We start from the raw sequence: 25,874 nt of genomic DNA, 5'->3' as shown, positions 1-25,874 counted from the left end.
ACAGCGTGGGCGGCGTCTCGTGTCATCAACGCGGTCGATTAGAGATCCAGCAGCAGGCGGGCCGGGTCTTCCAGCGCTTCCTTCATCGCCACCAGACCCAGAACGGCTTCGCGGCCGTCGATGATGCGGTGGTCGTAGGACATGGCCAGGTAGTTCATCGGGCGAACCACGACCTGGCCGTTCTCCACTACGGCGCGATCCTTGGTGGCGTGCACGCCCAGGATGGCCGATTGCGGCGGGTTGATGATCGGGGTCGACAGCATCGAGCCGAACGTGCCGCCGTTCGAGATCGAGAACGTACCGCCGGTCAGGTCGTCCAGCGTCAGCTTGCCGTCCTTGGCCTTCTGGCCGAATTCAGCAATCTTCTTCTCGATATCGGCCAGGCTCATCTGGTCGGCATTGCGCAGGATGGGCACCACCAGGCCGCGCGGCGAGCCAACAGCGATACCGATGTCGAAGTAGCCGTGGTAGACGATGTCGTTGCCGTCAACCGATGCGTTGATCACGGGGTACTTCTTCAGCGCGTGGACAGCCGCCTTCACGAAGAACGACATGAAGCCCAGCTTCACGCCGTGAGTCTTCTCGAACTGGTCCTTGAACTTGGCGCGCAAGTCCATCACCGGCTTCATGTTGACTTCGTTGAAGGTGGTGAGGATGGCGTTGGTCGATTGCGACTGCACCAGGCGCTCGGCAATACGGGCGCGCAGGCGGCTCATCGGCACGCGCTCTTCCGGACGGTCGCCCAGGGCGGCGAAGTCCACCGGTGCAGCCACTTGCTGCAGCGCCGGACGTGCAGCCTGCGGAGCGGCAGCAGCAGCCGGCTTGGCGCCACCGGCTACGGCACCCAGCACGTCGCCCTTGGTGATGCGGCCATCGCGGCCCGTGCCGGCCACCTGGCCAGCCGACAGGTTGTTCTCAGCCATCAGCTTGGCAGCCGACGGCATGGCCACGCCACCCGTAGCGGCGGCGGCCGGAGCAGCAACCGGTGCCGGTGCAGCGGCTGCGGGAGCCGGAGCAGCAGCAGCCGGAGCGGCGGCGCCTGCCTTGCCTTCGGTGTCGATCTTGGCCAGCAGCTGCTCCGACGTCACGGTTGCGCCGTCAGCCACCAGCACTTCAGCCAGCACGCCAGCCGACGGGGCCGGCACTTCCAGCACGACCTTGTCGGTCTCGACTTCGATCAGGATTTCGTCCTGGGCCACGGCTTCGCCCGGCTTCTTCTTCCAGGAGATCAGCGTGCCTTCTTCAACGGACTCGGAAAACTGCGGGACCTTGACTTCAACGATAGCCATTTCGGTGCTTCCTTGGATTCATGTGCACGTGCTCCTCTCGTTCGGGAGCCGCGCTAATTCGATAGACGGTGGAATTCGGGAGCGAAGATGCGTCAAGGCGACAGCCGAAGCTGCCGCCTTGGTGCAGATGTCGCTTACTTGTTCAGCACGAAGCCCTTGAGCTTGCCAAACGCGGCATCGATCAGCGCCTTTTGCTGCTCGTTGTGTTTGGCGTAGTAGCCCACAGCCGGCGATGCCGATGCCGGGCGGCCTGCGTAGCCCAGCTTCTGACCCTCGGTCATGTTCTCGAGGATGTAGTGCTGCACGAAGAACCAGGCGCCCTGGTTCTGCGGCTCGTCCTGGCACCACACCACTTCAGCGAGGTTCGGATACTTCTTCAGCTCGGCTGCGAACGCCTTGTGCGGGAACGGATAGAGCTGTTCCACGCGGATGATGGCCGTGTCGGTCAGACCGCGTTCCTTACGGGCGTTGACCAGGTCGTAGTAGACCTTGCCCGAGCAGGCCACGACGCGCTTGACCTTGGCGGCGTTCAGATCTTCGGCCGTATCGGCGATCACCGTCTCGAAATGGCCCTTGGCCAGGTCGGACAACGGCGACACAGCGTCCTTGCTGCGCAGCAGCGACTTCGGCGTCAGGATGATCAGCGGCTTGCGGAACATCCGGATCATCTGGCGACGCAGCAGGTGGAAGATCTGCGCCGGGGTGGTCGGCTGCACCACTTGCATGTTGTGGTCTGCGCAGAGCTGCAGGTAGCGCTCCAGGCGTGCCGAGCTGTGCTCCGGACCTTGGCCTTCGTAGCCGTGCGGCAGCATCAGCGTCAGACCCGAGGCGCGGCCCCACTTCACTTCGCCCGACGAGATGAACTGGTCGATCACCACCTGTGCGCCGTTGGCGAAGTCACCGAACTGGGCTTCCCAGATCACCAGCGTGTTCGGCTCAGCCGACGAATAGCCGTACTCGAAGCCCATCACGGCCTCTTCCGACAGCACCGAGTCGATCACCGTAAAGGGAGCCTGGCTTTCCGACACGTTCTGCAGCGGGATGTAGCTGCCGGCGTCCCAACGCTCGCGGTTCTGATCGTGCAGCACGGCGTGGCGGTGCGTGAACGTACCGCGACCGGCGTCCTGACCAGTGATGCGCACGGGGTAGCCCGACGCCACCAGCGATGCGAAAGCCAGGTGCTCGCCCATGCCCCAGTCCAGCGCCTGCTCGCCCTTGCCCATCTTGGCGCGGTTGTTGACGACGTTCTCAACCAGCGGGTGCAGCTTGAAGTGATCGGGGATGGCGGTGATGCGCTCGGCCAGACGCTTGAGTTCGGCCATCGGCACGGCGGTATCGGCTGCATCCGTCCACTTGCGGTTCAGGAACGGCAGCCAATCCACTGCGAACTTGTTCTTGAAGTTCGACAGCACCGGATCAACCGTGTGCTTGCCCGCGTCCATGGCGGCGCGGAATTCCTGCACCAGGGCGTCCGGCTCTTCTGCCTTCAGCGTGTTCTGCGTGACAAGCTTGTCTGCGTAGAGCTTGCGCGTGCCAGGGTGCGTGCCGATCTTCTTGTACATCAGCGGCTGCGTCATTGCCGGCGTGTCTTGCTCGTTGTGGCCGAGCTTGCGGAAGCAGATGATGTCGACCGCGATGTCCTTCTGGAACTCCGTACGGAAGTCCACGGCCAGTTGCATGGCCAGCACGACCGCTTCCGGATCGTCGCCGTTGACGTGCAGCACCGGCGCTTCAATCATCTTGACCACATCGGTACAGTACAGCGTCGAGCGCGAGTCGCGCGGGTCCGACGTCGTGAAACCGATCTGGTTGTTGATGACGATGTGGATCGTGCCGCCCGTGCCATAACCACGCGTTTGCGCAAGGTTCAGCGTTTCCATCACAACGCCCTGGCCGGCGAAGGCCGCGTCACCGTGCACTTGCACAGCCAGCACTTGCGCGCCGTGCTTGTCGTCGCGGCGCTCCTGGCGCGCCTTGACCGACCCTTCCACGACCGGGTTGACGATTTCCAGGTGCGACGGGTTGAACGCCAGCGACAGGTGGACAGGGCCACCGGGGGTGGTCACGTCGCTCGAGAAGCCCTTGTGGTACTTCACGTCACCGGCCGGCAGGTCGTCCACGTGCTTGCCTTCGAATTCGGCAAACAGGTCGGCCGGCATCTTGCCCAGCGTGTTGACCAGCACGTTCAGACGGCCGCGGTGGGCCATGCCGATCACGATTTCCTGCACGCCCTTGGCGCCGGAATGCTGGATCAGTTCGTCCATCGCCGCGATGAAGCTCTCGCCGCCTTCCAGCGAGAAGCGCTTCTGACCGACGTACTTCGTATGCAGGAAACGCTCGAGGCCTTCAGCGGCCGTCAGGCGTTCCAGGATGTGCTTCTTCTTTTCAGCCGAGAACGTCGGCTTGGAGCGGATGGTTTCCAGACGCTCCTGCCACCAGCGCTTTTGCGCCTGGTCGCTGATGTACATGAACTCAGCGCCGATCGAGCCGCAGTACGTTTCGCGCAGGTTATTGACCAGCTCGCGCAGGCTCATCGATTCCTTGCCGAAATACGTATTGCTGGCGTTGAAAACGATGTCCTGGTCGGCTTCGGTGAAACCGTAGAAAGCCGGGTCCAGATCCGGAACCGGGGGGCGCTCCTGACGCTTGAGCGGGTCAAGATCGGCCCAACGCAGGCCCACATTGCGGTAGGCAGCCACCAGCTGCGTCGCCGCCACGCGCTTGCGACCCATATCGGAATCGGCAGACGCGACAATCGTGCGGATCGGGCCATGCTTGGCGCGCTCTGCGAACGATGTGACGATGGGGGCGTGGGGGATATCCCGGGCGTTGGAACCGTCGACGGCGGGGACGTTCTGCAGCGCATCGAAGTACGCGCGCAGTGCCTCGCTAACGGACGTGGGATCTTGAAGGTACGCTTCGTACTGATCTTCAACGTAGGCGGCGTTACCGCCGGACAGGTACGAAGTGTCCAGGTACTGCTTATACAGCTCTGTCATGGGGCGCTCACTTTTCTCCGGGTCTGCCGGAGTTCAGCGGGTTCATCAACCTTCCGCGACACGGCTTGACCGGTTAGCGGATCGCAAACTAAATCGCCTGAAATCACCTGGTCGGACCGGATCGCGCATGGCAGAAAGGGGGTACCGAGACAGCTTTTACAGACAAGTTGTGCGGGAAGGACCTAAGTCTTCACGAGGCAGAAGCATAGCATGTTTATAAGCAATATTCTGATTCTTTGACGTGACAAACGATCCTTGTTATGCCACGTCAAAACCATGCTTCCGTCACATTCAGGCGGGCGAAATACGATCTACCCAATCGGTGATCAAACTGTCCAGTCCCGCGCTCCAAAGCAGGTGTGCGCGATCCAGGTCGTTGACGGTATAGCAGCAGACGCGAAAGCCTGCGGCGTGTGCCTGGTCAATGATCTCGGGCGTCAGTTCGCGATGGTTGGCGTCGAGCGCAACACAATCCAATGCGCGCAGGCGATCGAGCCAATCGGCCGGGAGCTTGTCGAGCAGCAACGCGCGAGGCAATTCCGGCACAGCTTCGCGCGCCGCAGCCAGCGCATCTTCGGAAAACGACGACAGCAGCGGCGGCACCTCGGCGCCGGCCCACAACGTGCGGGCGTCGAGCGCGACAGCAGCGCCCGTGCGCCACTCGACGCCCGGCACCGGCTTAATCTCGATATTGGCGAGGAATCCGTTGGCGCGCAGGTAGCGCGCGATGGCGGCCAGCGTGGGCACTGGCTCGCCAGCGTAGGCTGGGCTGTGCCAGCTGCCCGCATCCAGTTGCGCGATCTGCCCGAGCGTGAGCGCATCGAGGCGGCCGGCGCCGTTCGTGGTCCGATCCAGCGTGGCGTCGTGCAACAGGACCGATGCGCTGTCGCCAGAGAGCTTCACGTCGAATTCGAACATGCGGTAGCCGAACGAGGCGCCGTGGCGGAAGGCCGCCAGCGTGTTCTCCGGCGCCAGCTTCCCTGCCCCACGGTGAGCAATGGCACGCGGATACGGCCACGCCGGCAATGCGCGCGCGCCGGTCATGCCAGGGCCTCGATGCGGCGCGTGGTTTGGGGGTCGAACCAATGCAGATGCTCGGCCGACGCGGTGATGGGTAGCTTGTCGCCCGCCTTTACGCTGGCGTGCGGCTCAAGGCGGACCACGACCGGATGGCCGGCCAGGGCGCCGTACGCGAATGCATCCGCGCCGAGGGCCTCCACCACGCGCACGTCGATGAAGGCGATGGCCTCGTCAGCCGAGCACGACTCGATATGTTCGGGACGCAAACCCATGAGCGCGCGCTCGGGCAGATGAAGGCCCATCGGCAAGTGGCCGAGCGTGGCGGCGGCATCGCTCTCCTTCGCTCCGTCCACCCGAATCTGCGTGCCACCACCCGCATTGCGCGACACGGGCACGAGGTTCATCGGCGGAGAGCCGATGAAGCCCGCCACGAACGTGCTGGCCGGACGCGAGTACACCTCCAGCGGTGTGCCGATCTGTTCGACCCGGCCACCGTTGAGCACCATCATGCGATCGGCCAGCGTCATCGCCTCAACCTGATCGTGCGTGACGTACAGACTCGTCGTGCGCAAGCGGCGATGCAGATCTTTCAGCTCCAGGCGCATCTGCACGCGCAGCTTGGCGTCCAGGTTGGAGAGCGGCTCGTCGAACAGGAACACTGCCGGCTCACGCACGATCGCGCGGCCCATGGCCACACGCTGGCGTTGGCCGCCCGAGAGCTGGCGCGGCTTTCGATCCAAGAGCTTGCCGAGTTCAAGAATGCCCGCCGCCTGCTCCACGCGCGCCTGGATATCGCTCTTGGGCAAGCCGCGGATCTTCAGCCCGTAGGCCATGTTGTCGAACACGCTCATGTGCGGATACAGCGCGTAGTTCTGGAACACCATCGCGATATCGCGCTCGGCCGGCTCGAGTTCGTTGACGACGCGGTCGCCAATCCATACCTCGCCGCCGGTGATGGGCTCCAGGCCCGCCACCATGCGCAGCAGCGTGGATTTGCCGCAGCCCGAGGGCCCGACGATGACGATGAACTCCCCGTCGCCGATTTCCATGTCGATGCCGTGCACGACCTGGAGGTTGGCATAGTGCTTCTGGACGTTGCGTAGCGAAAGTTTTGCCATCTTGCTTCTTTTACTTTTCGGTTTCGACGAGGCCCTTCACGAACCACCGCTGCATGCCGATCACGATTGCCGCGGGCGGCAACATGGCCAGCATCACGGTGGCCATCAGCAGGTTCCAGTCGGTGGCGGAATCGCCGGAGCGGGAGATCATTTGCGTCACGCCCAGCACAATGGGCGTCATGTTCTTTTCCGTCGTGATCAGGAGCGGCCAGAGATACTGGTTCCAGCCGTAGATGAACTGGATCACGAACAATGCCGCGATGCTGGTGCGCGAGAGCGGCAGCACCACGTCCCAAAAGAACTTGAGCGGGCCGGCGCCATCGATGCGCGCAGCTTCCGCCAATTCATCGGGAATCGTCAGGAAGAACTGCCGGAACAGGAACGTGGCGGTGGCCGACGCGATGATCGGGATCGTCAGGCCCGCGTAGCTGTTCAGCATGCCGAGATCCGACACCACTTTGTACGTGGGCAGGATCCGCACTTCCACCGGAAGCATCAGCGTGACGAAGATGAGCCAAAAGAACGTCTTGCGCAGCGGGAACTTGAAATAGACGATCGCAAACGCCGAGATGATGGAGATCGCGATCTTCCCGAGCGAGATGCCCAACGCCATGATCAGGCTGTTCATGAGCATGGTGCCGACCGGCGTGGCCGAGTTGCCCATGCCCGACGTGAGCACCGTGCGGTAGTTTTCGATGAGATGCGGACCGGGGATCAGCGTCATGGGCGCCTGCAGCACGTCTTCGGCCGTCAACGACGACGCGACGAATACGACGTACACCGGAAACGCCACGACGATCACACCGAGAATCAGCACGACGTGGGTGAGGAAGTCCAGGAGCGGACGGCGTTCAATCATGGTGCGGTTGCCCTCCTTTCAGTATTGGACTTTGCGTTCAACGTAACGGAACTGGACGATCGTCAGCACGATGACCAAGCCCATGAGGATCACCGACTGAGCCGCCGATCCGCCGATATCCAGACCGCGCACGCCGTCTTGATAAACCTTGAACACCAGCGTCTCCGTCGCCTTGAACGGGCCGCCCTGCGTGACCGAATCGATGATGGCGAAGGTGTCGAAGAACGCATACACAACGTTCACCACCATCAGGAAGAACGTGGTGGGCGACAGCAGCGGAAAGACGATCGACCAGAAGCGCCTCCACGGCCCGGCACCGTCAATGGCGGCTGCTTCGATCAGCGACTTCGGAATGCTCTGCAGCCCAGCCAGGAAGAAGAGGAAGTTGTAGCTGATCTGCTTCCACGCCGCGATGATGACCACCAGCGTCAGTGCCTGCCCGCCGTTGAGCACGAAGTTCCAGTCCACGCCCATCCTGCGGATCACGAACGACACGATGCCCAGTGACGGGTTGAAGAGGAAGCTCCACAGCACACCCGCCACAGCCGGTGCAATCGCATACGGCCAGATCAGCAGGGTCTTGTAGAACGTGGCGCCACGCAACGCGCGATCAGCAAAGTACGCCAGCGCCAGCGAGGTGCCGAGACCGACCAGCGCGACGCCAATGGCGAATACGGCCGTGGTCTTGAACGAACCGAGATAGGTCGGATCGGCAAACAGGTCGTGAAAGTTCTCCAGCCCCACGAATTCGAGGTTGATGCCGAAGGCATCCTGGCGCAGCAGCGACTGATACAGCGCCTGCCCCGCGGGCCAGAAGAAGAACACCAGAGTGACGACGATCTGCGGGGCGACCAGCACATACGGCAGCCAGCGCGATCGGAAAACGACGCGTTTTTCCATGCGACATTCCAAAAACGCACCGCCGGCCGGTGCAAGCGCACGAGGCCGGCGGTTTAGACGAGCGCCGAATCGGCGCTTATTCCTTGACGGTCTTCTCGAAGCGGACGAGCAGCTCGTTGCCGCGTGACACTGCCGTGTCCAGCGCTTCCTTCGGCGTCTTCTTGCCCGCCCAGACGGATTCCAGCTCTTCGTCGATCACCTGACGGATCTGCGGGAAGTTGCCCAGACGAATGCCGCGCGACTTGTCGGTCGTCTTGACGATCATCTGCTTGACGGCCACGTCGGCGCCCGGGTTCTTCTCATAGAAGCCGGACTTCTTGGTCAGCTCATACGCTTCCAGCGTCACGGGCAGATAACCCGTCGACTGGTGCCAGTCGGCCTGCATTTCCGGACGCGACAGGAACGTGAAGAACTTCGCCACGCCCTTGTACTCTTCAGCCTTGTGGCCGCCCATCACCCACAGCGAAGCGCCGCCGATGATCGTGTTCTGCGGGGCACCCGGCACGCCGGCTTCATACGGCAGCGGTGCCGGGCTGAAGTTGAACTTGGCGTTCTTGCGGATGTTCGCCAGCGCTGCCGACGAACCCGTGTGCATGGCGCACTCACCCGCGATGAACTTCGCCTTCGGCTCGTCCTTGCGGCCGGCGTAGGTGAAGTAGCCCTTCTTCTGCATGTCGAGCAGGTTCTCGATGTGCTTGATCTGCACCGGACCGTTGAAGTTCAAGCGGGCCTTGGCGCCACCAAAGCCGTTGTTCTCGGTCGCGAACGACACGTTGTGCCACGCCGAGAAGCTCTCCAGATGCACCCATGACTGCCAGTCGGTCGTGTAACCGCAGGGCACACCAGCTGCCTTCAGCTTGGCCGCATCGACAGCCACTTCCTGCCACGTTGCGGGCGGCTTGTTCGGGTCAAGGCCAGCCTTCTTGAAGGCGTCCTTGTTGTAATACATGATCGTCGTCGAACTGTTGAACGGGAACGACAGCATCTCGCCCTTGTTCGACGTGTAGTAGCCCGCCACGGCCGGCACATAGGCCTTCGGGTCGAACTTCTCGCCGGCGTCCTTCATGATCTTGGCCACCGGCACAATGGCGCCCTTGGCGTTCATCATCGTTGCGGTACCAACCTCGAACACTTGCAGGATGGCCGGTGCATTGCCGGCGCGGAACGCCGCAATGCCCGCAGCCAGCGATTCATCGTATTGGCCCTTGTAGACCGGCACGATCTTGTAGTCGGACTGGCTGGCGTTGAACTTGGTGGCGATCTCGTTCACCTTGTCGTTCAAGGCGCCTTCCATCGAATGCCACCATTGGATTTCCGTCACTGCGTACGCGCCTTGCGCAAACGTACACGCGGCCAGTACTGCCGCCGCCCCCGCAATCTTCTTGATCGACATCATTTCTCCTTGTTTCGACCCGGCGGGCTCCCTCGCTCTGCCCACGGCGCGCCGACTGTATATGCACGGTCGGTCATTTTTATGACAGCGGGATGTTACTTGCCTTTCTGTCACAAAGAAATCGGGAAATCCCTCCAAGGTTTGGCTTGCAACGGCCGTTAGAATGGGTTGAAGACACTCTCTATTGCACTCGCAGCATGCTCGCTCCACCCACCACTCCTGCCGCTCCAGACTCGCCTGGAACCGCGCCCCTCGTTGCCGACCGGCGTGTTCCGCTGGCCCTGCATCAGCTCTCGGATGATGCACTGCGCAATATCACCGGCATCTTCACCGACGTGGATGGAACCCTCACGACGAAGGGCAAGCTGCCCGCGCACACGTACTCGGCGCTGGAGCGCTTGCATCGCGCCGGCATCAAGGTCGTGCCCGTCACCGGCCGGTCGATTGCCTGGTGCGAAGTCATTGCGCGGTTGTGGCCCGTTGATGCGGTGATCGGCGAGAACGGCGCGTTTGCCATGCGCGTCGATTCGCGCGGGCATCTGGCCACCGATTTCGTGGACGACGCGCAAACGCGCGCACGCAACCTCGAGCGCATCCGTGAAGTGGGTGCAGAGATCCGGCGTGCCGTGCCGGGTTCAGCGCTGGCGACGGATCAAGCCTGGCACGCGGCGGATCTGGCCGTCGACCATGCCGAACAAGTCCCGCCGCTGCCGCAGCACGCCGTGCGGCACATCGTCGACATCATGCGTACGCACGGGATGCACGCCACCGTCAGTTCGATTCACGTCAACGGCTGGTTCGGCAAGCACGACAAGCTGAGCGCCAGCGTGTCGCTCGCGCGCCGCGCATTCGGTCTCGACCTGCATGCCGAGCGCGAACGCTGGGTGTTCGTGGGCGACTCCGCCAACGATGCGGCAATGTTCGAGTTCTTCCCGCTCTCGGTGGGTGTGGCCAATGTGCTGGACGTGATCGATACGCTGCCCGTGCCCCCCGCGTACCTCACCGAGGCCGAAGGCGGCGGCGGTTTTGCCGAAGTCGCCGAGCGCATCCTGGAAGCGCGTTCCCTAGCCCTCCCCGCGCCGCGCGACTGACGCGGCATTCCTGCACCGCAACACGCGCTGGAGACCCAGCGTCGCTTGCCGCACGCGGCATGCCGCTTGCGCCGAAATTGGGCGTTGCACCGCTTTGCACCATGTGACGGCCTCATAACGGTGCATGCGGCGCCAACGCCTTTTTAACGCAACCGACAGGAGCCCCCCATGCAACCAGAGAAACTGCGCCAGCGTTTTGAACATGCGGAAAGCACCATCGCCGAACTGGCCCGGACCTGCGCCTCGCACAAGGACGTGCCTGACGCGCTGAAGCAATCGATCCAGCAACTGGACGACCAAGCCCGCCAATGCCACTCGCGCCTGGAAGGCGCTGAAGACCAGCTGACTTTCGTAGAAGCCATCGACAAGCTCGAAGCCTGTTCCGACCGCGCAAAAATGGCCTGCCAGAACGCCAGCGGCAAGGTGGACCATTCCGTGGAATCTGCCGTGATTCGCGCGCATGAAGAGCTGTCGCAGCTCAAGCACAAGCTGCACTAAGCGCAGCACGCATTCTCGGCCGCCAAAAAAAGGGCGGATTCCCTTATCGGAAATCCGCCCAATCCCAATCGCCAAGCTCGACGATATCCAGTGGACTGGCCCCGCTGACGGCACGTCAGTCGAAGCCAAGCTCCTGCAATTTGCGCGTGATGGTGTTGCGGCCGATGCCCAGACGCGTTGCCGCTTCAACACGACGCCCGCGCGTGACACCCAGCGCAGCCTCAAGAATCGCCTTCTCGAAGCGTCGCGTAAGTGCGTCCATGACGTCGGGCTGGCCCGCTTCGAGCATGGCCTTGGCCTCGCCCGCGAGCGCGCGCTCCCAACCTGCTGCGATGGATGCCCCCGCTGCAGAGCTTGCAAGCAACGTATCGACCGACGGCGTAACACCATACGGTTCGCCACCATGCGACGGCTCGCCGATGAAGGCTGGGCGAGCCGCGGCCTCGCCCATGACCGGTAGCATCTGCGCGTTGCCTCGCACCAGGTCGGCGGGCAGATCCTTGCTTTCAATGGTCTGCGCCGGCGCCATCACAGTGAGCCAGTTGCAGAGGTTTTCCAGTTGCCGCACGTTGCCGGGGAACGGCAGCGTGGCGATATGCGCCAGCGCATCGTCCGACATGCGCTTGGGCTCCACGCCCAGCTCCTTGGCACTCTTCTGCAAGAAATGGCGCGCCAGCAGCGTGATGTCTTCCGGGCGTTCGCGCAGCGCCGGCAAGCGCAGACGGATCACGTTCAGGCGGTGAAACAAGTCCTCGCGGAACAGACCGTCCTTGACGCGGGTTTCAAGATTCTGGTGCGTGGCCGCGATGACGCGCACGTTGGCCTTGAGCGGGTTGTGGCCGCCCACGCGATAGAAGTGGCCGTCCGACAGCACGCGCAGTAAGCGCGTCTGCAGATCGAACGGCATGTCGCCGATTTCATCGAGGAACAGCGTGCCGCCCTCGGCTTGCTCAAAGCGGCCGCGGCGCATGGTCTGCGCGCCAGTAAAGGCGCCGCGCTCATGGCCAAACAGCTCGGATTCCAGCAAGTCTTTCGGAATCGCCGCGGTGTTCAGTGCGATAAAGGGGCCGTTCGCACGCGGGCTGTGCTTATGCAGCGCCCGTGCCACCAGCTCCTTACCCGTGCCGGATTCGCCGGTGATCAGCACTGTCACGTTGGACTGCGACAGCCGCCCGATCGCGCGGAACACGTCCTGCATGGCCGGCGCCTGCCCGAGAATCTCAGGCGCATCGCTCAGGCGATCGTCGATTTCCTCCTCGCGCAGGCTCTCTTCCAGCGCGCGGCGGATCAGTTCGACCGCACGATCCACGTCGAACGGCTTGGCCAGGTATTCAAACGCGCCGCCCTGGAACGCCGCCACGGCGCTGTCCAGGTCCGAATATGCGGTCATGATGATGACCGGCAGTCCAGGGTGTTTGGCCTTGATGGCCTGCAGCAGATCCAGCCCCGAGCCGCCCGGCATACGGACGTCCGAGATCAGAACTTGCGGTGTTTCTTCGTCGAGCGCGTTGAGCGCATCGCGCACGTTGGTAAAGCTGCGCGAGAGCAGGCTCTCACGCGCCAGCGCCTTCTCAAGGACCCAGCGGATGGATTGATCGTCGTCGACTATCCAGATTGGCTTCATGTGTTGGTTCGTCTGCTTGACTTCGTCTCGCCTGGGCCGCCTCGCGCTGCGTTATTGAAGCTGAGGCGCTTCAGTGCAGCGGCACGAGAATGCGGAAATCCGTCTGGCCTGGCCTGCTCTCGCATTCGATCAGACCATCGTGCTGCTGCACGAACGTCTGCGCGAGTGTCAGGCCCAGCCCACTTCCCCCCTCCCTGCCGGACACCAGCGGGAAGAAGATTCGCTCGCGGATGTCGTCCGGGATACCAGGACCGTTGTCCACTACATGCAAGTCCAATGCCAGCTTGTAAAGACGTTTTGCAATCGTAACTTTGCGTGCGACGCGTGTGCGCAGAATGATCTCGCCATCGCCCTGCGCAATGCGAGGGCCCAGCGCATGCGCTGCGTTGTGAACGATGTTGAGCACGGCCTGGATGAGCTGCTCCTTGTCGCCGCGAAACTCCGGCAGGCTCGCGTCGTAGTCACGCACGATCCGCAAGCCCTGCGGAAACTCCGCCAGCACCACCGAGCGCACACGCTCCAGCACCTCGTGGATGTTCACATCGCCAACGATATGTGGATGCCGGTGCGGTTCCAGCAGGCGGTCGACCAGCGTCTGCAGCCGGTCGGATTCCTTGATGATCACCTGCGTGTACTCGCGCAGCGAGCGCTCCGGCAGTTCGAACTCCAGCAACTGCGCCGCGCCGCGAATACCGCCCAACGGATTCTTGATCTCGTGCGCAAGGTTGCGGATCAGCTCTTTGTTGGCGGAAGTCAGGTCGAGCAGACGCTCCTCGCGCTCGCTACGGATCTTCTGCTCGTTGGGCAGCAGCTCAAGCAGCACCGATCCGGGCACAAAGTCGAGCGCGCCCACGACGGCGTGCGCGTGCAGCGGCTCATGGCCGACGCGCTCAAGTGACACGTCGCGCCGCTTGGCATCGAACTGGCGAGCCGCCACGGTGGCGATCATCTCGCCCAGCTCCGACGGGTCGGCAAACAGCTCGTACAGCGACATCTCCACCAGCTGGCGGCGAGACACGGCCAACGCGGCTTCCGCGGCGGGGTTGGCGTAGAAGACCGTCAGCGCCGGATGGCGGACGAAGAGGATGGGATTGGGCACCGCGTCGAGCCCAGGGAATGATGGCGGTGCACCATGTGAAAACGGAATCGGCGGCGGCCCGTCGATGGGCTCGCCTACGGAGACCTCCACACCGGCGGCGGAGGGTGACGGCGCGGATGGCGTCGTCTGTTCCTGTTCATCGCGGCGTGCCGCTTTGCGGATCAGTCGACGCATGGTTCATCTAGTCCTTGAGATTGCCCAGCTCCCGGCGGATGGAATCGACATTGGCCTGGCTGCGCTCGATGTCGCCCTTCAACTGCGCGGTGCGGTCCAGATACTTTTGATAGTTACGTTCGTTGCCCTGGCGCTCGGGCTGACCGTTGTTGTATTCGGTCTTCAACGCCTGGAGCTTGCGCTCCTCGTCTGCCAGCTCGGCCTCCAGCACCTGGCGGCGTTCGCCGTCACGTGCCTTCTGCGTGGCGTTGTCCACGCGGGGGAAACCGCCACCTGCATTGTTTTGCGCCGGTGCGGGTGCAGCCCCTGCGCTGCGCGGGCTGCGCGTACCGGGAACGGTTACTACATCGGGCAGCGTCAACTTCTTACAGCCTTTCACATTGCCGCTGTTGCGGTACTCCGGCACGCCGTTCGGGCCGGTGCACAGATAGACATCATCAGCGTACGCGGGCGCCTGCACGGACAGCGTGGCAAACACCGCCGCGGCGGCGGCAAGCAGTCCGGATGCGATGCGTGGGGAAGGACGGAACATGAATGGAACCTGGCGGATACGTCGATCGGGCGCCGGAGTCCGGCGGACGCTCATTCTAGCCACAAAACTCCGCTTCATAAAAAGGAAGGGCGACCTGCGCCGCCCCTCCTCTCACAACCGTCTCTTCGCCCCGACATATCGCTCGGGGCGCTCGCAGATTACAGCGAGTAGTACATCTCGAACTCGAGCGGGTGCGTCGTCATGCGGAAGCGCGTGACTTCTTCCATCTTCAGCTCGATGTAGGCGTCGAGCATGGCGTTGGAGAACACACCACCGCGGGTCAGGAATTCGCGGTCCTTGTCCAGGTACTCGAGGGCCTGATCCAGGCTCGAGCACACGGTCGGGATCTTTGCGTCTTCTTCCGGCGGCAGGTCGTACAGGTTCTTGTCGGCAGCTTCGCCCGGGTGGATCTTGTTCTGCACGCCATCCAGACCGGCCATCAGCAGCGCCGAGAAGCCCAGGTACGGGTTCATCAGCGGATCCGGGAAGCGGGTCTCGATACGACGGCCCTTCGGGTTGGCGACGTACGGAATGCGGATCGAAGCCGAACGGTTACGTGCCGAGTAAGCCAGCTTGACCGGAGCCTCGAAGCCCGGCACCAGACGCTTGTACGAGTTCGTACCCGGGTTGGTGAGGGCATTCAGCGCGCGGGCGTGCTTGATGATGCCGCCGATGTAATACAGCGCGAATTCCGACAGGCCAGCGTAACCATTGCCTGCGAACAGGTTCTGGCCATCTTTCCACACCGATTGGTGAACATGCATGCCCGAACCGTTGTCGCCCACGACCGGCTTCGGCATGAACGTCGCCGTCTTGCCATAGGTGTGCGCGACGTTCTGGATCACGTACTTTTGCAGCTGGGTCCAGTCGGCGCGTTGCACCAGCGTGCTGAACTTCGTGCCGATTTCGTTCTGACCTTGGCCTGCCACTTCGTGGTGGTGCACTTCAACGGGAATACCCAGCGATTCCAGAATCAGGCACATTTCCGAGCGCATGTCTTGGAACGTGTCGATCGGGGCAACCGGGAAGTAGCCGCCCTTCTTGCCCGGACGGTGGCCCGAGTTGCCGTGTTCGAACTCCTTGCCCGACGACCACGGAGCTTCTTCGGAATTGATCTTCACGAAGCAACCCTGCATGTCGATGTTCCAGGTCACGCCGTCGAAGATGAAGAATTCGGGTTCCGGACCAAAGTAGGCGGTGTCGCCCAGGCCGGTGCTCTTCAGGTAGGCTTCAGCGCGCTTGGCGATCGAGCGCGGGTCGCGGTCGTAGCCCTTGCCGTCCGACGGCTCGACCACGTCGCAGGTCAGGACCAGGGTCGGCTCTTCGTAAAACGGGTCGATGTGCGCGGTATTTGCATCCGGCACCAGCAGCATGTCCGACGCTTCGATGCCTTTCCAGCCGGCGATCGACGAGCCGTCGAATGCGTGACCGCTTTCGAACTTGTCTTCGTCGAAATGCGAAACGGGGACCGAGACGTGCTGCTCCTTACCCTTGGTATCGGTGAAGCGGAAATCGACGAACTTGACGTCGTTTTCCTTCACGAGCTTCATCACGTCTGCAATGCTTTGGGACATGCCATTCTCCTGGTAGCGCAATAACGCAAAGTATTGTGAGCCGGTTGTGTGACGGATCGCTGCGCAATCGGCCGCAACCCGCCCTCACTCCGAAACATCTTCTTTCCAGCAAGGTCGTCCGACACGGACGGACGCCCCTGAAAAAGACCGCGGGAATCTTAGCAGAAACTATGCCAATTCCGGCCCAACAACAGGCAAGCTCTCCCGCAAACAGTGCAGCACTGCGCCAGCCCATGCCTGACACGGTGCGCACGCCCTGCAATCCGGCCGAACCGCCTCCCGCCGAATTCCCGCTGATAGGGCTAAGGCTGTTCAAGCAGCATAGCCAACGCACATAAACGGTGCATCAAAATGCTATCAGCACCTCTTTTGTGCAAGTAGATCGAGCACGCACCATCACGGGGATTTTTACCCGCGCTATGTGACGGCGGCGCTAGAATGATTGCTTCCTCTTTCACCCGCCCCTTGATCACCATGACTGCCACCACGCTTACCCGCGAGTCCCTGCTAGAGGCTGCCGCCGCCCGCCGTGAGGCAGACCAACTGCCGTACTTCGGCGCGCTGTCGCCGCAAGAGGCTGCCGCGTTGTTGGCCGCCGACCCGCAGGCGCGCCTGGTGGACGTGCGCACGCGCGCTGAACTCGACTGGGTTGGCACGCCCGACATTTCGCCGGGCCAGTTTGTCCATGTGGAGTGGAATCAGTATCCGGGCGGCGCGCGCAACGCCAACTTCCTGAGCGCGCTCGAGGCTGCCGTGCCGAAAGATGCGCCAGTGCTGTTCCTGTGCCGCAGCGCAGCGCGCTCCAAGCATGCAGCAACGGCCGCCGCACAGGCCGGTTACGCGGCAGCAATGGATGTGCTGGAAGGTTTTGAGGGTGCAAAAGACACCGAAGGCCACCGCAAGACCGTGGAGGGCTGGTGTTTCCGAGGCCTGCCCTGGCACGGTGCCTGAGGCGCGCCGGTGAGCGTCAGGACGCCGCGCTGGCGTCCGCCTCGAAAATCTCACCACCCAGCGCCACCGCGCCCTCTCGCAGCATCGCATAGGCGCGCGCCACGGCTTCCGGTGAGCCCTTGACGCCCAGGTCGATGTGCGAGCGGGCATAGCGCTCACCGCGCGCTGCATCCCCCACGCTGGGCAGACTGAAGACCTTCACGCCATCGAACTCCGCTTCGATGCGCTCCATCAGCGGTGTAAGCCGCGACTCCGGCAGGCCAAACACCAGGAACGAGCGCTCCTCGCGCGGCGCGCGGTGGAATTGATCAGCGTAATAGGTGTCGAGCACCCACTCCATCATCGGCCATGCCATCACCGGAAAACCCGGCATGAAATGGTGATGCGCCACCGAGAACCCGGGGATGCGGTTATAGCTATTCGGGATGATGCGCGCGCCCTGGGGAAACTCACCCATCTTGAAGCGGTGCTGGTTTTCGGGCGTTGAGACATCCGCCTTGACCGGGTCACCGTTGGCCGACTCGGCGATGCGCAGCGTGATCTGCTCGCGCGCTCCCGGATGCAGCTCCAACGGTACGCCCAGCGCGGCGGCCGCGCATTGGCGCGTGTGGTCATCGGGCGTGGCGCCAATGCCGCCAGTGCAGAACACCACGTCCTCGCTGGCGAACGTACGCTTGAGTACGTTTGTAATGCGCGCGGGCTGGTCGCCGACGTACTCGGCCCACTCCAATGTCAGGCCGCGCTCGCCGAGCACTTCGATCAGCTTGCGCAGGTGTTTGTCTTCGCGGCGGCCGGAGAGGATCTCGTCGCCGATGATGATCATGCCGAAAGCCATGTCAGTTCCGATGGTTTCTGATTATTCGCGAGGCAGTTCAATGGTAGTGACTTCTATCACGCTGGCCTCGACCATGCGCGCAGGCGGCGCTTCAGCACGCAGACGCGTGAGCGCACGCAAGCAGAAGTGGCCAAACCACAGCGCCGAGAAAATAAAGATCAGCACATACAGCCAGATCACGGCGATGGCGATGATCGGGAACAGCACAATCGTCACCACCGACGACACCCACAGCAGCGTCGGCGCCGAGCCCAGCATGCCAACGGCGACGCCGATGCCTAGCAGCGGCACCCGGTAGCGCTGCATGATCGCGCGGCGCTCTTCTGCAGTCGCGTGATCAGCCAGCGCATCGTACGTCATCAAGCGGTACGTGAGCCAACCCCACAGCAGCGGCGGAATCAGCGCGAAAAACGGAGGAATCAGCCACAATGGCAGCGTGACGATGGCCACGAGAATGACCACCAGCGTGCATAGCAGAGCATGCGTAAGACTGCCCAGCACCGAGCCACCCTTGCGACGCTCAAGCTGCGGATAGCTGCGATCAAGATAGCGCATGACCACCGGCACCGACGCCACGCTCACCAGCACGAGGATCGACACGACAATCACCGGCACGAGCAAGGTGATCACCAACAGCGGCGCGATCGCGGACCACAACCCCGCCATACCGATCGCGTTCAGGCCGCTCTTGATCCAGCCCATGAAGGCCCAGCCTTCCACGGCGTTGCGGGCCATGCCGTTCATGGCGTCCCAGCCGAAATACAGTACCCCGCCCCAGACCACCACGGCCACGGCGAAAGGCAGTACCGTCAGGAACAGCATGCGCGGATGCAGTTGCGAAAGCAGCGCGCGGCCAAATGAGCGAATCAGGTCGTTCATGCAGAAATGGGGGAATCAGAGAGCGAACAGCCTAGCATAGCGTGCAGAAATCACGCGCGCGCCGTCCCGCCCGGGCTTTACGCGCGGCCGAACAGGCGCTTGAGGCCAAGCCACTGCTGACGCAGCACGCCGCGCCCGTAGTCGCGCGAGCGCCCTTGCGGGGAGGGAAGTTGATCGCGGATACCGGTAGCGTGGTACTCGGGCGAGAAGATGGCGGTGCCGAACAGCATGTCCCACCATGGGAACAGCACGCCAAAATTGCAGCCGCCGAGCACACCAGGCTTGCCCGGCACCTCATGCCCCAGTCCAATGGCGTGATGCAGCCGATGGAAGCGCGGCGAGATCAGCAGCCGATCGCCCAGCCAGCCGAAATGCAGCCGCACGTTGGCGTGCTGCAAGCTTTGCAGCAACTGCGAAATGGCCACCAGCAGCACGTACTGCGAGGGTTCCACCCCAACAACCAGCGCCGCAGTGGCAAACACCGCACCACGCAGCACATCGTCGAGGATGTGGTTGCGGTCATCAGACCACAGCGTCATCTGCTGCTGACTGTGATGCAGCGAATGCAGGTTCCACCACCAATGGAATTTGTGCGACAGACGGTGATACCAGTAGTCGAGCAGGTCGAACAACACCAGATAGATCAGAAAGCTGACGATGGCAACCGACGTCACGCCCGGCCACCAATCTTCCACGTTCAGATGCGCCCAGCCCCAGAAGCGCAACTTGCCGTCGAGAGCGTCGATCAGCGGGTGCAGCGTGAAGAACAGCAACAGCGGAAAGAAACCCAGACGGTGGAACAGCGTGTAGAAGATGTCGGCACGCACGGCCTTGCGATCTTGCACCGGTTCTACCGGGCGCCAGCGCTCCAGCGGGCGGAAGATCAGCAGCAGCACCGCGATCTGCAGCAGCCCCATCAGCAGCCATTCGGTGCCGGGGTAGGCATCTTCAACGTAACCACCCAGGCCGATGGTATAGGTGATCGGCATCACGACGTGCTGGAAGAGCACATCCTGCGCTTGCGTGAAGGTGTCGGCGATCCAGTCAAACATGTCAGCGGGCCGCTGTGTGTGCCGGGTGGGCACCCAACCAGGCTTGGTACTGCGGATGATCGCGCAGCGTGGCGAAGCAGAAACCCTTGCGTTCCAGGCCGGTGATCAGCGGCTCAAGGTCAGCCGGCGCCCACGGATCCCTACGCGACCAGATGCCAAGGTGCGCCATGGTGATGTCGCCATCGCGCAAGCTGGACAGCGCCTTCTGCAGCAACGCGTCGTTCGGATAATGCTCGGACGGCAACTCGTCGCCCAGGAAACCGGCGGGCGCCCAGGCCACGTGGGCGAACCCGCATTGCTTCGCCCAAGCCTCTGTCGTCGCCGAAAAGTGACCACCCGGCGCACGCCACAGCGGGTCCATCGGCTGACCGGTCATGGCCTTGAAGCGCTCGGCGCTGCGTTTGAGCTCCGCACAGAATTCGGGCTCACTCCACACGACATTGCGGCCACCCTCCTCGCCAAACTGCGGGCGGAAGCGGACCTTGCCCGCACCTGCCTCGCCCTTGTAGTAGACGTGATCGAAGGTGTGCGTACCGAAGGCGTGGCCGTCGGCGGCTAGCGATCTCCAATACGGGGCCCAGCCGTCATCCAGCGTGCTGTCGCCGTGGATGGTCTTTTCGTTGGCGAGGAAGAACGTGGCGTGGATGCGATGGCGACGCAGCGTATCGGCAATCAACTGCGCCTGGCTCATGCTGCCGGTGTCGAAAGTGAGGTAAACGGTGCCTTTGCACGCACCGGCGTTCACACCACCGGGTGCAGCCGCGGCCAACGCGCACAGGCCCAGCGCCGCTGTGGCAGCGGCGGCCGTGCGCAACATCGACAGGCCGGGCTTCATGGTCGTGACGCTCAATTCAGTGGAGCGCGCGTGCGGAAGTAAATGCCGTGCGGCGATCGCCCGACCTTGATCTCTTCCACGACCTTGCGGCTTGCAACGTCGACGATCGCCACGCGCTTGGCCCAGCGGCAGGTCACCCAGAGTTGCTTGCCGTCGGCGGTCAGTTCCATGTCGTCGGGGCCGGGCGGCAGGCCTGTGATGTCGCCCACCTTGGTCAGCGTTTGCTGATCGATGATGCTGATCGTGCCTGACACGCGGTTCGAGAGGAACAGGTGACGCTTGTCGCCCAGCGCGCGGAAGTTGTGCGCGCCCTTGCCAGTCGGGATGCGCTTGACGCTGGTGCGGTTGTGCCAGTCGATCACTTCGACGTAATCGGCGCCGGTCATGCCGACCAGCAGGTATTTCTGATCTGTTGTGACCCACACGCCGGCCGGCGCGGAGCCAATGGTCATGCGCCACATCACGGTCTGCGTGGGCAGGTCGATGGCCATCACTTCATTGGAATCCTGCACGGTGACGAACGCGATCTTGCTGTCGGCGGTAAAGGCGATGTGGCTGGGTGTCTTCGCCGCTGGAATCTGTTTGGCGATGGTCAGCGCATGGCCGTCCCAGCGGTAAATATCAATGCGGTCCAGCCGGTTGCCGGTGGTCAGAAACCACTTCTGGTCGGGCGAGAAGCCGATCTGGTATGGATCGTCGATGCGCGGCACGCGCTGCTGAATCTTGCCGGTCACGGGATCGAGAAACACCAGCTCGTTGCCCACAGCGTTGGCGATGATCAACGACTTTTCGTCGGGCGTGGCGATCAGGTGGTGCGGCTCCTTGCCGATCGGGAACGTCTCCAACACCTTGCGGGTGTCCTTGTCGATCAAAGAGACGCTTGCGTCGCCCGAATTGAGCACGGTGACGACTTCAGCACGCGCCGCATGCGCGGCCATCAGAGCAGCGACCGACAGGACCAGCGTGGAGAACCAATGGGAGGCAAACGAGGCGCGCAAGGCAGACATAACGAGAAGATTCAGCAACTTAGCCAGTCATTTTAACGCTGGCATTTATGCCACCGCTGACACAAATCAAAAAAAGAAAACGGGAACTTTCCCCGCCAGCAAGAAAGCATCGTGCAGCTATCGCTGCATCGATTCCCACACCTTCTGCAGCCGCTTGACCGACATCGGCACCGGCGTGCGTAATTCCTGTGCAAACAGAGCGATACGCAGCTCCTCAAGCATCCAGCGGAATTCCTCCATGCGCGGGTCGTTGCCGCCCTGCCCTTGCACGCGCAGCGCCTTTTCCGCGCGTTGGTATTGCTGGATGAGCGGCGCCATCTCCTGCATGCGTTGCGTATCGCGGGCCGGGTCCGCCTTGAGTTTATCGATGCGCAGCGCGATGCCCTTCAGATAACGCGGAAAGTGCGTCAACTGCGCATACGGCGTCGCCTCGATAAAACGCTTGTGCATCAGCGTCTTGAGCTGTGCGTCGATGTCGGCGGTGGCTGCAGCAAACGGCTTGGCGATCTGCAGCTTGCGCGGCAGTTGCGCATATTCGGCCAGGATGGCGCCGACCAGCCGTGCAATTTCCTGCGCCAGCAACGTCAGGCGCGCGCGGCTTTCGTCCTTGCGGGCACCGAAACTGGCGTCATCGATGGGCAGCGGGTCTTGCAGGCAGGCACGCTCCAGCGTGGCATCCAGGATCTGGTCACGCAGATCGTCCTGCGTGCCCAGGTTCATGAACTGGATCGCCATCTGCGACAGGCCCGGGATGTTCTTTTCCAGGTACTTCAACGGCTCGCGCAGCTGGATCGCAAACAACCGGCGCAAGCCCAGGCGATGGATGCGCGTGGCTTGCGCCGGGTCGTCGAAAACTTCCACGTCGCAGTGATCGCCGGCATCGACGAGTGCCGGATAGCCGAACAGCGTCTGGCTGCCTTTGCGGACTTCCAGCAGTTCCGGCAACTCGCCGAAATTCCAGGTGGTCAGCCCCGAGTACAGCGCGGCGTTGGCCGGGGCTTCCGCCTTGCCACTCTTGCCGGCTTGGCCTGCCTTGGTGCCCTCGCTCGGGGTGCCAGCCACGGCAGCATCCTGCGCGGCGATCGACTGAAAGGTCTGCTGCGCGCGTCCGCCCAGTTCCGCGCGCAACTGGGCCAGATTGCGGCCCATGTCGAGCTGCCGGCCGTGCTCGTCGATCACCTTGAAGTTCATGAAGTGATGCGCGGGCAGCGTCTCGAGCTTAAAGTCGGCGCGCTTGAGCGCGATGCCGGTCTGCTCGCGCACGTCGGCGATCAAGCGGTCGAGCAGATCGCCATCCCCCAGCCGCACGCGCGACACGAAGCCGGCGGCGTAGTCCGGCAACGGCACGCAATGGCGGCGCAGCTTCTGCGGCAGACTCTTCAGCAGCAGATGCACCTTCTCCTTGAGCATGCCCGGGACCAGCCATTCGGTGCGCTGCGCAGGGACCTGGTTAAGCGCATACAGCGGCACGGTGAGGGTCACGCCATCGCGCGGGCTGCCGGGCTCGAAGTGGTACGTCAGGCCCATGTCGATACCGGCAATCGGCAGCACCTTCGGGAACAGGTCGGTCGTGATGCCGGCCGCCTCATGCCGCATGAGGTCATCGCGATTCAGGTACAGCAGCTTCTGGCCGCTTTTGCCGCCCGCGCTGGCGGCCTCGGCATACCAGCGCTCGAACGACACGGTGTTGTAAATGTCCGCCGGGATCTGGCTGTCGTAGAACGCGTAGATCAACTCGTCGTCCACCAGCACGTCTTGCCGGCGTGACTTGTGTTCGAGGTTTTCGATCTCGCGCACCAGGCGCTGGTTGTGCGTGAAGAACGGCAGGCGCGTGTCGAACTCGCCATCGACCAGCGCGCGGCGGATGAACATCTCGCGCGCTTCCTTCGGCTGCATCGGCCCAAAGTGCACGCGGCGCTGTTGATAGATCGGCAGGCCGTACAGCGTGCCGCGCTCGAAGGCCATCACCTGGCCGGCCTTCTTTTCCCAATGCGGATCGCTCCACGACACCTTCAACAGGTGCGCCCCGACCTTCTCGACCCATTCCGGCTCGATGCGTGCCAGCGTGCGACCGAACAGGCGGCTGGTCTCGATCAGTTCGCCGCCTACGACCCACTTGCCCGCCTTGCGCGCAATGACCGACCCCGGCCACAGGAAGAACTTGATGCCGCGCGCGCCGAGGTATTCACGGCCTTTCCCATCCGCCTCCTCGATGCGCACACCGATGTTGCCAAGGAGGCCCGTCAGCAGCGCCAGATGCAACTGTTCATACGTCGGATCGGATTCGTTGAGCTTCCAGCCCTGCTCCGCCACCGTGGTGTGCAACTGCGAATGCACGTCGCGCCATTCCCGCAGCCGGACATGCGACAGGAAGTGCGAACGGCACTGCTCCTGCAGCTGCTTGTTCGACTTCTTGTGCGCGACGGCCTCTTCAAACCACTTCCAGAGCTTCACCCAGCCGAGGAACTCCGATTTCTCGTCGGCAAACTGGCGGTGCGCTTGATCCGCCTGCTGCTGCAGTTCTTGCGGGCGCTCCCGTGGGTCTTGCACGGACAAGGCGCTTGCGATGATCAGCATCTCGCGCAGGCACTGGTGGTCGCGGCCGGCCAGAATCATCCGCGCCACGCGTGGGTCCAGCGGCAAGCGAGCGACCTGCTTGCCCAGCGGGGTCAGCGCATTCTCATCGTCGACGGCACCGAGTTCTTGCAAGAGCTGATAGCCATCGGCAATCGCACGGCCCAGCGGCGGCTCGATGAAGGGGAACTGCTCGACGTCCGTCAGCCGCAGTGCCTTCATGCGCAGGATGACTGCCGCCAGCGACGACCGCAAAATTTCCGGATCGGTGAAACGCGGCCGCGCAATGAAATCCGCCTCGTCATACAGGCGAATGCAGACGCCATCGGCCACCCGGCCGCAACGACCGGCACGCTGGTTGGCCGCAGCCTGCGACACCGGCTCGATCTGCAGTTGCTCGACCTTGTTGCGATAGGAATAGCGCTTGACGCGCGCCAGCCCCGTATCGACCACGTAGCGAATACCCGGCACCGTGAGCGAGGTCTCGGCCACGTTGGTCGCCAGCACGATGCGGCGTGCGTTGGACGGCCGGAACACACGTTCCTGCTCCTGCACGGACAAGCGCGCAAAGAGCGGCAGGATCTCGGTATGCGCCGGATGGTGCTTGCGCAGCGCCTCGGCCGCCTCGCGAATCTCGCGTTCGCCCGGCAGGAAGATGAGCACGTCGCCCGGGCCTTCGCGGGCGAGTTCATCGACCGCATCGACGAGCGCTTCGTAAAGATCGCGCTCCTTGTCTTTCTCGTCGCGCTGGATCGGGCGGTAGCGCACCTCGACCGGATACAACCGCCCGCTGACTTCGATGACCGGCGCCGGCCCCTTTGGGCCGGCAAAGTGCTCGGCAAACCGCTTTGCGTCGATGGTTGCGGAGGTGATGATCAGCTTCAGATCCGGGCGGCGCGGCAGAAGCTGCTTGAGATAGCCGATCAGGAAGTCGATGTTGAGGCTGCGTTCGTGCGCCTCGTCAATGATGATCGTGTCGTAGGCGCGCAGCAACGGATCGTTCTGCGTCTCGGCCAGCAAGATGCCGTCGGTCATCAGCTTGACCGACGCGCCCGCCGACAGCGTGTCATTGAACCGCACCTGGAAGCCCACGTGCTCGCCCACCGGCGTGCCGATTTCCTGCGCGATGCGCTTGGCGGTAGACGTCGCGGCAATCCGGCGCGGCTGCGTATGACCGATCAGCCCGGTACCGCCCGCGCCGATGCCTCGCCCGATCGACAAGCAGATCTTCGGCAACTGCGTGGTCTTGCCCGAGCCGGTCTCGCCCGAGACGATCACCACCTGGTTCGCGGCAATGGCCTGGGCGATCTCGTCGCGCCTGGCCGACACAGGCAGCGCTTCGGGAAACGTGATCGGCGGGACGCGGTTCGCACGTGCGCGGCGCGCCTCGAGCGCCGCGGCGAGTTCTTCTGGCGTGGGCTTTTGGCGGCGCTGCGGACGCGCATTGCCACCGGGCTTGCGCTCGGGCGGCGGCGTGTCTTTCGGCGGTTTCTGAGAGGGCGCCGGCGGGCGTGGCCGGGGCGGCTGGGCGTGGGAATCTGACATCGGGCGGGATTATAATCCGCGCATCT

20 protein-coding genes are annotated in these 25,874 nt (G+C 63.1%); 3 read left to right on the top strand and 17 right to left on the bottom strand.

Translation table 11 applies throughout. From position 1 onward, the window contains the following. Positions 1–38 precede the first annotated feature (38 nt). The 7 genes from odhB to ugpB form a co-directional block, all read right to left on the bottom strand. Positions 39–1,289, bottom strand: a complete 1,251-nt coding sequence (odhB, locus tag ACUXH0_RS25140; protein WP_012435338.1) for a 2-oxoglutarate dehydrogenase complex dihydrolipoyllysine-residue succinyltransferase — start codon at positions 1,287–1,289, stop codon at positions 39–41. 134 nt (positions 1,290–1,423) lie between these two features. Further along, positions 1,424–4,288 carry a 2-oxoglutarate dehydrogenase E1 component gene (locus ACUXH0_RS25135; RefSeq protein WP_004626382.1) on the bottom strand — a complete coding sequence of 955 codons (2,865 nt, stop codon included), beginning with the start codon at positions 4,286–4,288 and terminating at the stop codon, positions 1,424–1,426. A 291-nt stretch (positions 4,289–4,579) separates the two neighbouring features. Next, the gene (gene ugpQ / locus ACUXH0_RS25130; protein WP_012435337.1) at positions 4,580–5,332 is read right to left on the bottom strand and encodes a glycerophosphodiester phosphodiesterase; all 753 of its coding nucleotides are present in this window, start codon (positions 5,330–5,332) and stop codon (positions 4,580–4,582) included. Further along, entirely contained in the window at positions 5,329–6,426 is a 1,098-nt protein-coding gene (locus tag ACUXH0_RS25125) for a sn-glycerol-3-phosphate import ATP-binding protein UgpC (protein ID WP_012435336.1), read from the bottom strand. The genes ugpQ and ACUXH0_RS25125 overlap by 4 nt, the downstream gene beginning before the upstream one ends. A gap of 10 nt (positions 6,427–6,436) precedes the next feature. Then, positions 6,437–7,285: a sn-glycerol-3-phosphate ABC transporter permease UgpE gene (gene ugpE / locus ACUXH0_RS25120; RefSeq protein ID WP_012435335.1), complete on the bottom strand. Its 849-nt coding sequence runs from the start codon at positions 7,283–7,285 to the stop codon at positions 6,437–6,439. 18 nt (positions 7,286–7,303) lie between these two features. Beyond that, a complete protein-coding gene (ugpA, locus tag ACUXH0_RS25115) occupies positions 7,304–8,185 on the bottom strand; it encodes a sn-glycerol-3-phosphate ABC transporter permease UgpA (protein WP_024973031.1) in 882 nt (293 codons plus the stop codon). A 76-nt stretch (positions 8,186–8,261) separates the two neighbouring features. Next, positions 8,262–9,578 carry a sn-glycerol-3-phosphate ABC transporter substrate-binding protein UgpB gene (gene ugpB, locus ACUXH0_RS25110; protein ID WP_012435333.1) on the bottom strand — a complete coding sequence of 439 codons (1,317 nt, stop codon included), beginning with the start codon at positions 9,576–9,578 and terminating at the stop codon, positions 8,262–8,264. Between the two features lie 197 nt (positions 9,579–9,775). Between ugpB and ACUXH0_RS25105 the strand changes: the two genes are divergently transcribed. Next, positions 9,776–10,669: an HAD family hydrolase gene (locus tag ACUXH0_RS25105; protein ID WP_004626375.1), complete on the top strand. Its 894-nt coding sequence runs from the start codon at positions 9,776–9,778 to the stop codon at positions 10,667–10,669. Positions 10,670–10,837: 168 nt separating this feature from the next. Further along, entirely contained in the window at positions 10,838–11,167 is a 330-nt protein-coding gene (locus tag ACUXH0_RS25100) for a hypothetical protein (RefSeq protein ID WP_182594803.1), read from the top strand. Positions 11,168–11,282: 115 nt separating this feature from the next. Here ACUXH0_RS25100 and ntrC read toward each other — a convergent pair whose 3' ends face one another. The 4 genes from ntrC to ACUXH0_RS25080 all read right to left on the bottom strand — a co-directional run bounded on the left by ntrC (position 11,283) and on the right by ACUXH0_RS25080 (position 16,170). Further along, positions 11,283–12,791, bottom strand: a complete 1,509-nt coding sequence (gene ntrC / locus ACUXH0_RS25095) for a nitrogen regulation protein NR(I) (protein ID WP_182594804.1) — start codon at positions 12,789–12,791, stop codon at positions 11,283–11,285. 70 nt (positions 12,792–12,861) lie between these two features. Beyond that, a complete protein-coding gene (gene glnL / locus ACUXH0_RS25090) occupies positions 12,862–14,064 on the bottom strand; it encodes a nitrogen regulation protein NR(II) (protein WP_004626368.1) in 1,203 nt (400 codons plus the stop codon). A 7-nt stretch (positions 14,065–14,071) separates the two neighbouring features. Continuing rightward, positions 14,072–14,596: a hypothetical protein gene (locus ACUXH0_RS25085; RefSeq protein WP_004626365.1), complete on the bottom strand. Its 525-nt coding sequence runs from the start codon at positions 14,594–14,596 to the stop codon at positions 14,072–14,074. A gap of 158 nt (positions 14,597–14,754) precedes the next feature. Then, a complete protein-coding gene (locus tag ACUXH0_RS25080; RefSeq protein WP_004626362.1) occupies positions 14,755–16,170 on the bottom strand; it encodes a 3-hydroxylaminophenol mutase in 1,416 nt (471 codons plus the stop codon). Between the two features lie 474 nt (positions 16,171–16,644). On the opposite strand from ACUXH0_RS25080, the gene ACUXH0_RS25075 reads away from it, so the two are divergent. Beyond that, positions 16,645–17,121, top strand: a complete 477-nt coding sequence (locus ACUXH0_RS25075) for a rhodanese-like domain-containing protein (protein ID WP_004626360.1) — start codon at positions 16,645–16,647, stop codon at positions 17,119–17,121. Between the two features lie 16 nt (positions 17,122–17,137). Here the strand turns inward: ACUXH0_RS25075 and ACUXH0_RS25070 are convergent, their stop codons facing one another. From ACUXH0_RS25070 to hrpA, 6 genes are all read right to left on the bottom strand, one after another. Beyond that, positions 17,138–17,956: a competence/damage-inducible protein A gene (locus tag ACUXH0_RS25070; RefSeq protein WP_182594805.1), complete on the bottom strand. Its 819-nt coding sequence runs from the start codon at positions 17,954–17,956 to the stop codon at positions 17,138–17,140. 21 nt (positions 17,957–17,977) lie between these two features. After that, positions 17,978–18,835 carry an EI24 domain-containing protein gene (locus ACUXH0_RS25065; RefSeq protein WP_004626355.1) on the bottom strand — a complete coding sequence of 286 codons (858 nt, stop codon included), beginning with the start codon at positions 18,833–18,835 and terminating at the stop codon, positions 17,978–17,980. A 77-nt stretch (positions 18,836–18,912) separates the two neighbouring features. Continuing rightward, a complete protein-coding gene (locus ACUXH0_RS25060) occupies positions 18,913–19,887 on the bottom strand; it encodes a sterol desaturase family protein (RefSeq protein WP_012435330.1) in 975 nt (324 codons plus the stop codon). Position 19,888: 1 nt separating this feature from the next. Next, positions 19,889–20,722 carry a polysaccharide deacetylase family protein gene (locus ACUXH0_RS25055; RefSeq protein ID WP_182594806.1) on the bottom strand — a complete coding sequence of 278 codons (834 nt, stop codon included), beginning with the start codon at positions 20,720–20,722 and terminating at the stop codon, positions 19,889–19,891. 11 nt (positions 20,723–20,733) lie between these two features. After that, positions 20,734–21,729, bottom strand: a complete 996-nt coding sequence (locus ACUXH0_RS25050) for a YVTN family beta-propeller repeat protein (protein ID WP_182594807.1) — start codon at positions 21,727–21,729, stop codon at positions 20,734–20,736. Positions 21,730–21,846: 117 nt separating this feature from the next. Continuing rightward, the gene (gene hrpA, locus ACUXH0_RS25045) at positions 21,847–25,848 is read right to left on the bottom strand and encodes an ATP-dependent RNA helicase HrpA (RefSeq protein WP_182594808.1); all 4,002 of its coding nucleotides are present in this window, start codon (positions 25,846–25,848) and stop codon (positions 21,847–21,849) included. Positions 25,849–25,874: the final 26 nt, after the last annotated feature.

The sequence above is a fragment of the Ralstonia sp. 110700041-2 genome (assembly GCF_056280165.1).
The sequence above is the reverse complement of the archived record's forward strand: the minus strand, read 5'-3'. Positions and strand labels throughout refer to the sequence as shown.

Bases quoted from the DNA above. Each gene is read 5' to 3' on its own strand.
- odhB (WP_012435338.1), bottom strand. From the start codon at position 1,289: ATGGCTATCGTTGAAGTCAAGGTCCCGCAGTTTTCCGAGTCCGTTGAA.
- ACUXH0_RS25135 (WP_004626382.1), bottom strand. From the start codon at position 4,288: ATGACAGAGCTGTATAAGCAGTACCTGGACACTTCGTACCTGTCCGGC.
- ugpQ (WP_012435337.1), bottom strand. From the start codon at position 5,332: ATGACCGGCGCGCGCGCATTGCCGGCGTGGCCGTATCCGCGTGCCATT.
- ACUXH0_RS25125 (WP_012435336.1), bottom strand. From the start codon at position 6,426: ATGGCAAAACTTTCGCTACGCAACGTCCAGAAGCACTATGCCAACCTC.
- ugpE (WP_012435335.1), bottom strand. From the start codon at position 7,285: ATGATTGAACGCCGTCCGCTCCTGGACTTCCTCACCCACGTCGTGCTG.
- ugpA (WP_024973031.1), bottom strand. From the start codon at position 8,185: ATGGAAAAACGCGTCGTTTTCCGATCGCGCTGGCTGCCGTATGTGCTG.
- ugpB (WP_012435333.1), bottom strand. From the start codon at position 9,578: ATGTCGATCAAGAAGATTGCGGGGGCGGCGGCAGTACTGGCCGCGTGT.
- ACUXH0_RS25105 (WP_004626375.1), top strand. From the start codon at position 9,776: ATGCTCGCTCCACCCACCACTCCTGCCGCTCCAGACTCGCCTGGAACC.
- ACUXH0_RS25100 (WP_182594803.1), top strand. From the start codon at position 10,838: ATGCAACCAGAGAAACTGCGCCAGCGTTTTGAACATGCGGAAAGCACC.
- ntrC (WP_182594804.1), bottom strand. From the start codon at position 12,791: ATGAAGCCAATCTGGATAGTCGACGACGATCAATCCATCCGCTGGGTC.
- glnL (WP_004626368.1), bottom strand. From the start codon at position 14,064: ATGCGTCGACTGATCCGCAAAGCGGCACGCCGCGATGAACAGGAACAG.
- ACUXH0_RS25085 (WP_004626365.1), bottom strand. From the start codon at position 14,596: ATGTTCCGTCCTTCCCCACGCATCGCATCCGGACTGCTTGCCGCCGCC.
- ACUXH0_RS25080 (WP_004626362.1), bottom strand. From the start codon at position 16,170: ATGTCCCAAAGCATTGCAGACGTGATGAAGCTCGTGAAGGAAAACGAC.
- ACUXH0_RS25075 (WP_004626360.1), top strand. From the start codon at position 16,645: ATGACTGCCACCACGCTTACCCGCGAGTCCCTGCTAGAGGCTGCCGCC.
- ACUXH0_RS25070 (WP_182594805.1), bottom strand. From the start codon at position 17,956: ATGGCTTTCGGCATGATCATCATCGGCGACGAGATCCTCTCCGGCCGC.
- ACUXH0_RS25065 (WP_004626355.1), bottom strand. From the start codon at position 18,835: ATGAACGACCTGATTCGCTCATTTGGCCGCGCGCTGCTTTCGCAACTG.
- ACUXH0_RS25060 (WP_012435330.1), bottom strand. From the start codon at position 19,887: ATGTTTGACTGGATCGCCGACACCTTCACGCAAGCGCAGGATGTGCTC.
- ACUXH0_RS25055 (WP_182594806.1), bottom strand. From the start codon at position 20,722: ATGAAGCCCGGCCTGTCGATGTTGCGCACGGCCGCCGCTGCCACAGCG.
- ACUXH0_RS25050 (WP_182594807.1), bottom strand. From the start codon at position 21,729: ATGTCTGCCTTGCGCGCCTCGTTTGCCTCCCATTGGTTCTCCACGCTG.
- hrpA (WP_182594808.1), bottom strand. From the start codon at position 25,848: ATGTCAGATTCCCACGCCCAGCCGCCCCGGCCACGCCCGCCGGCGCCC.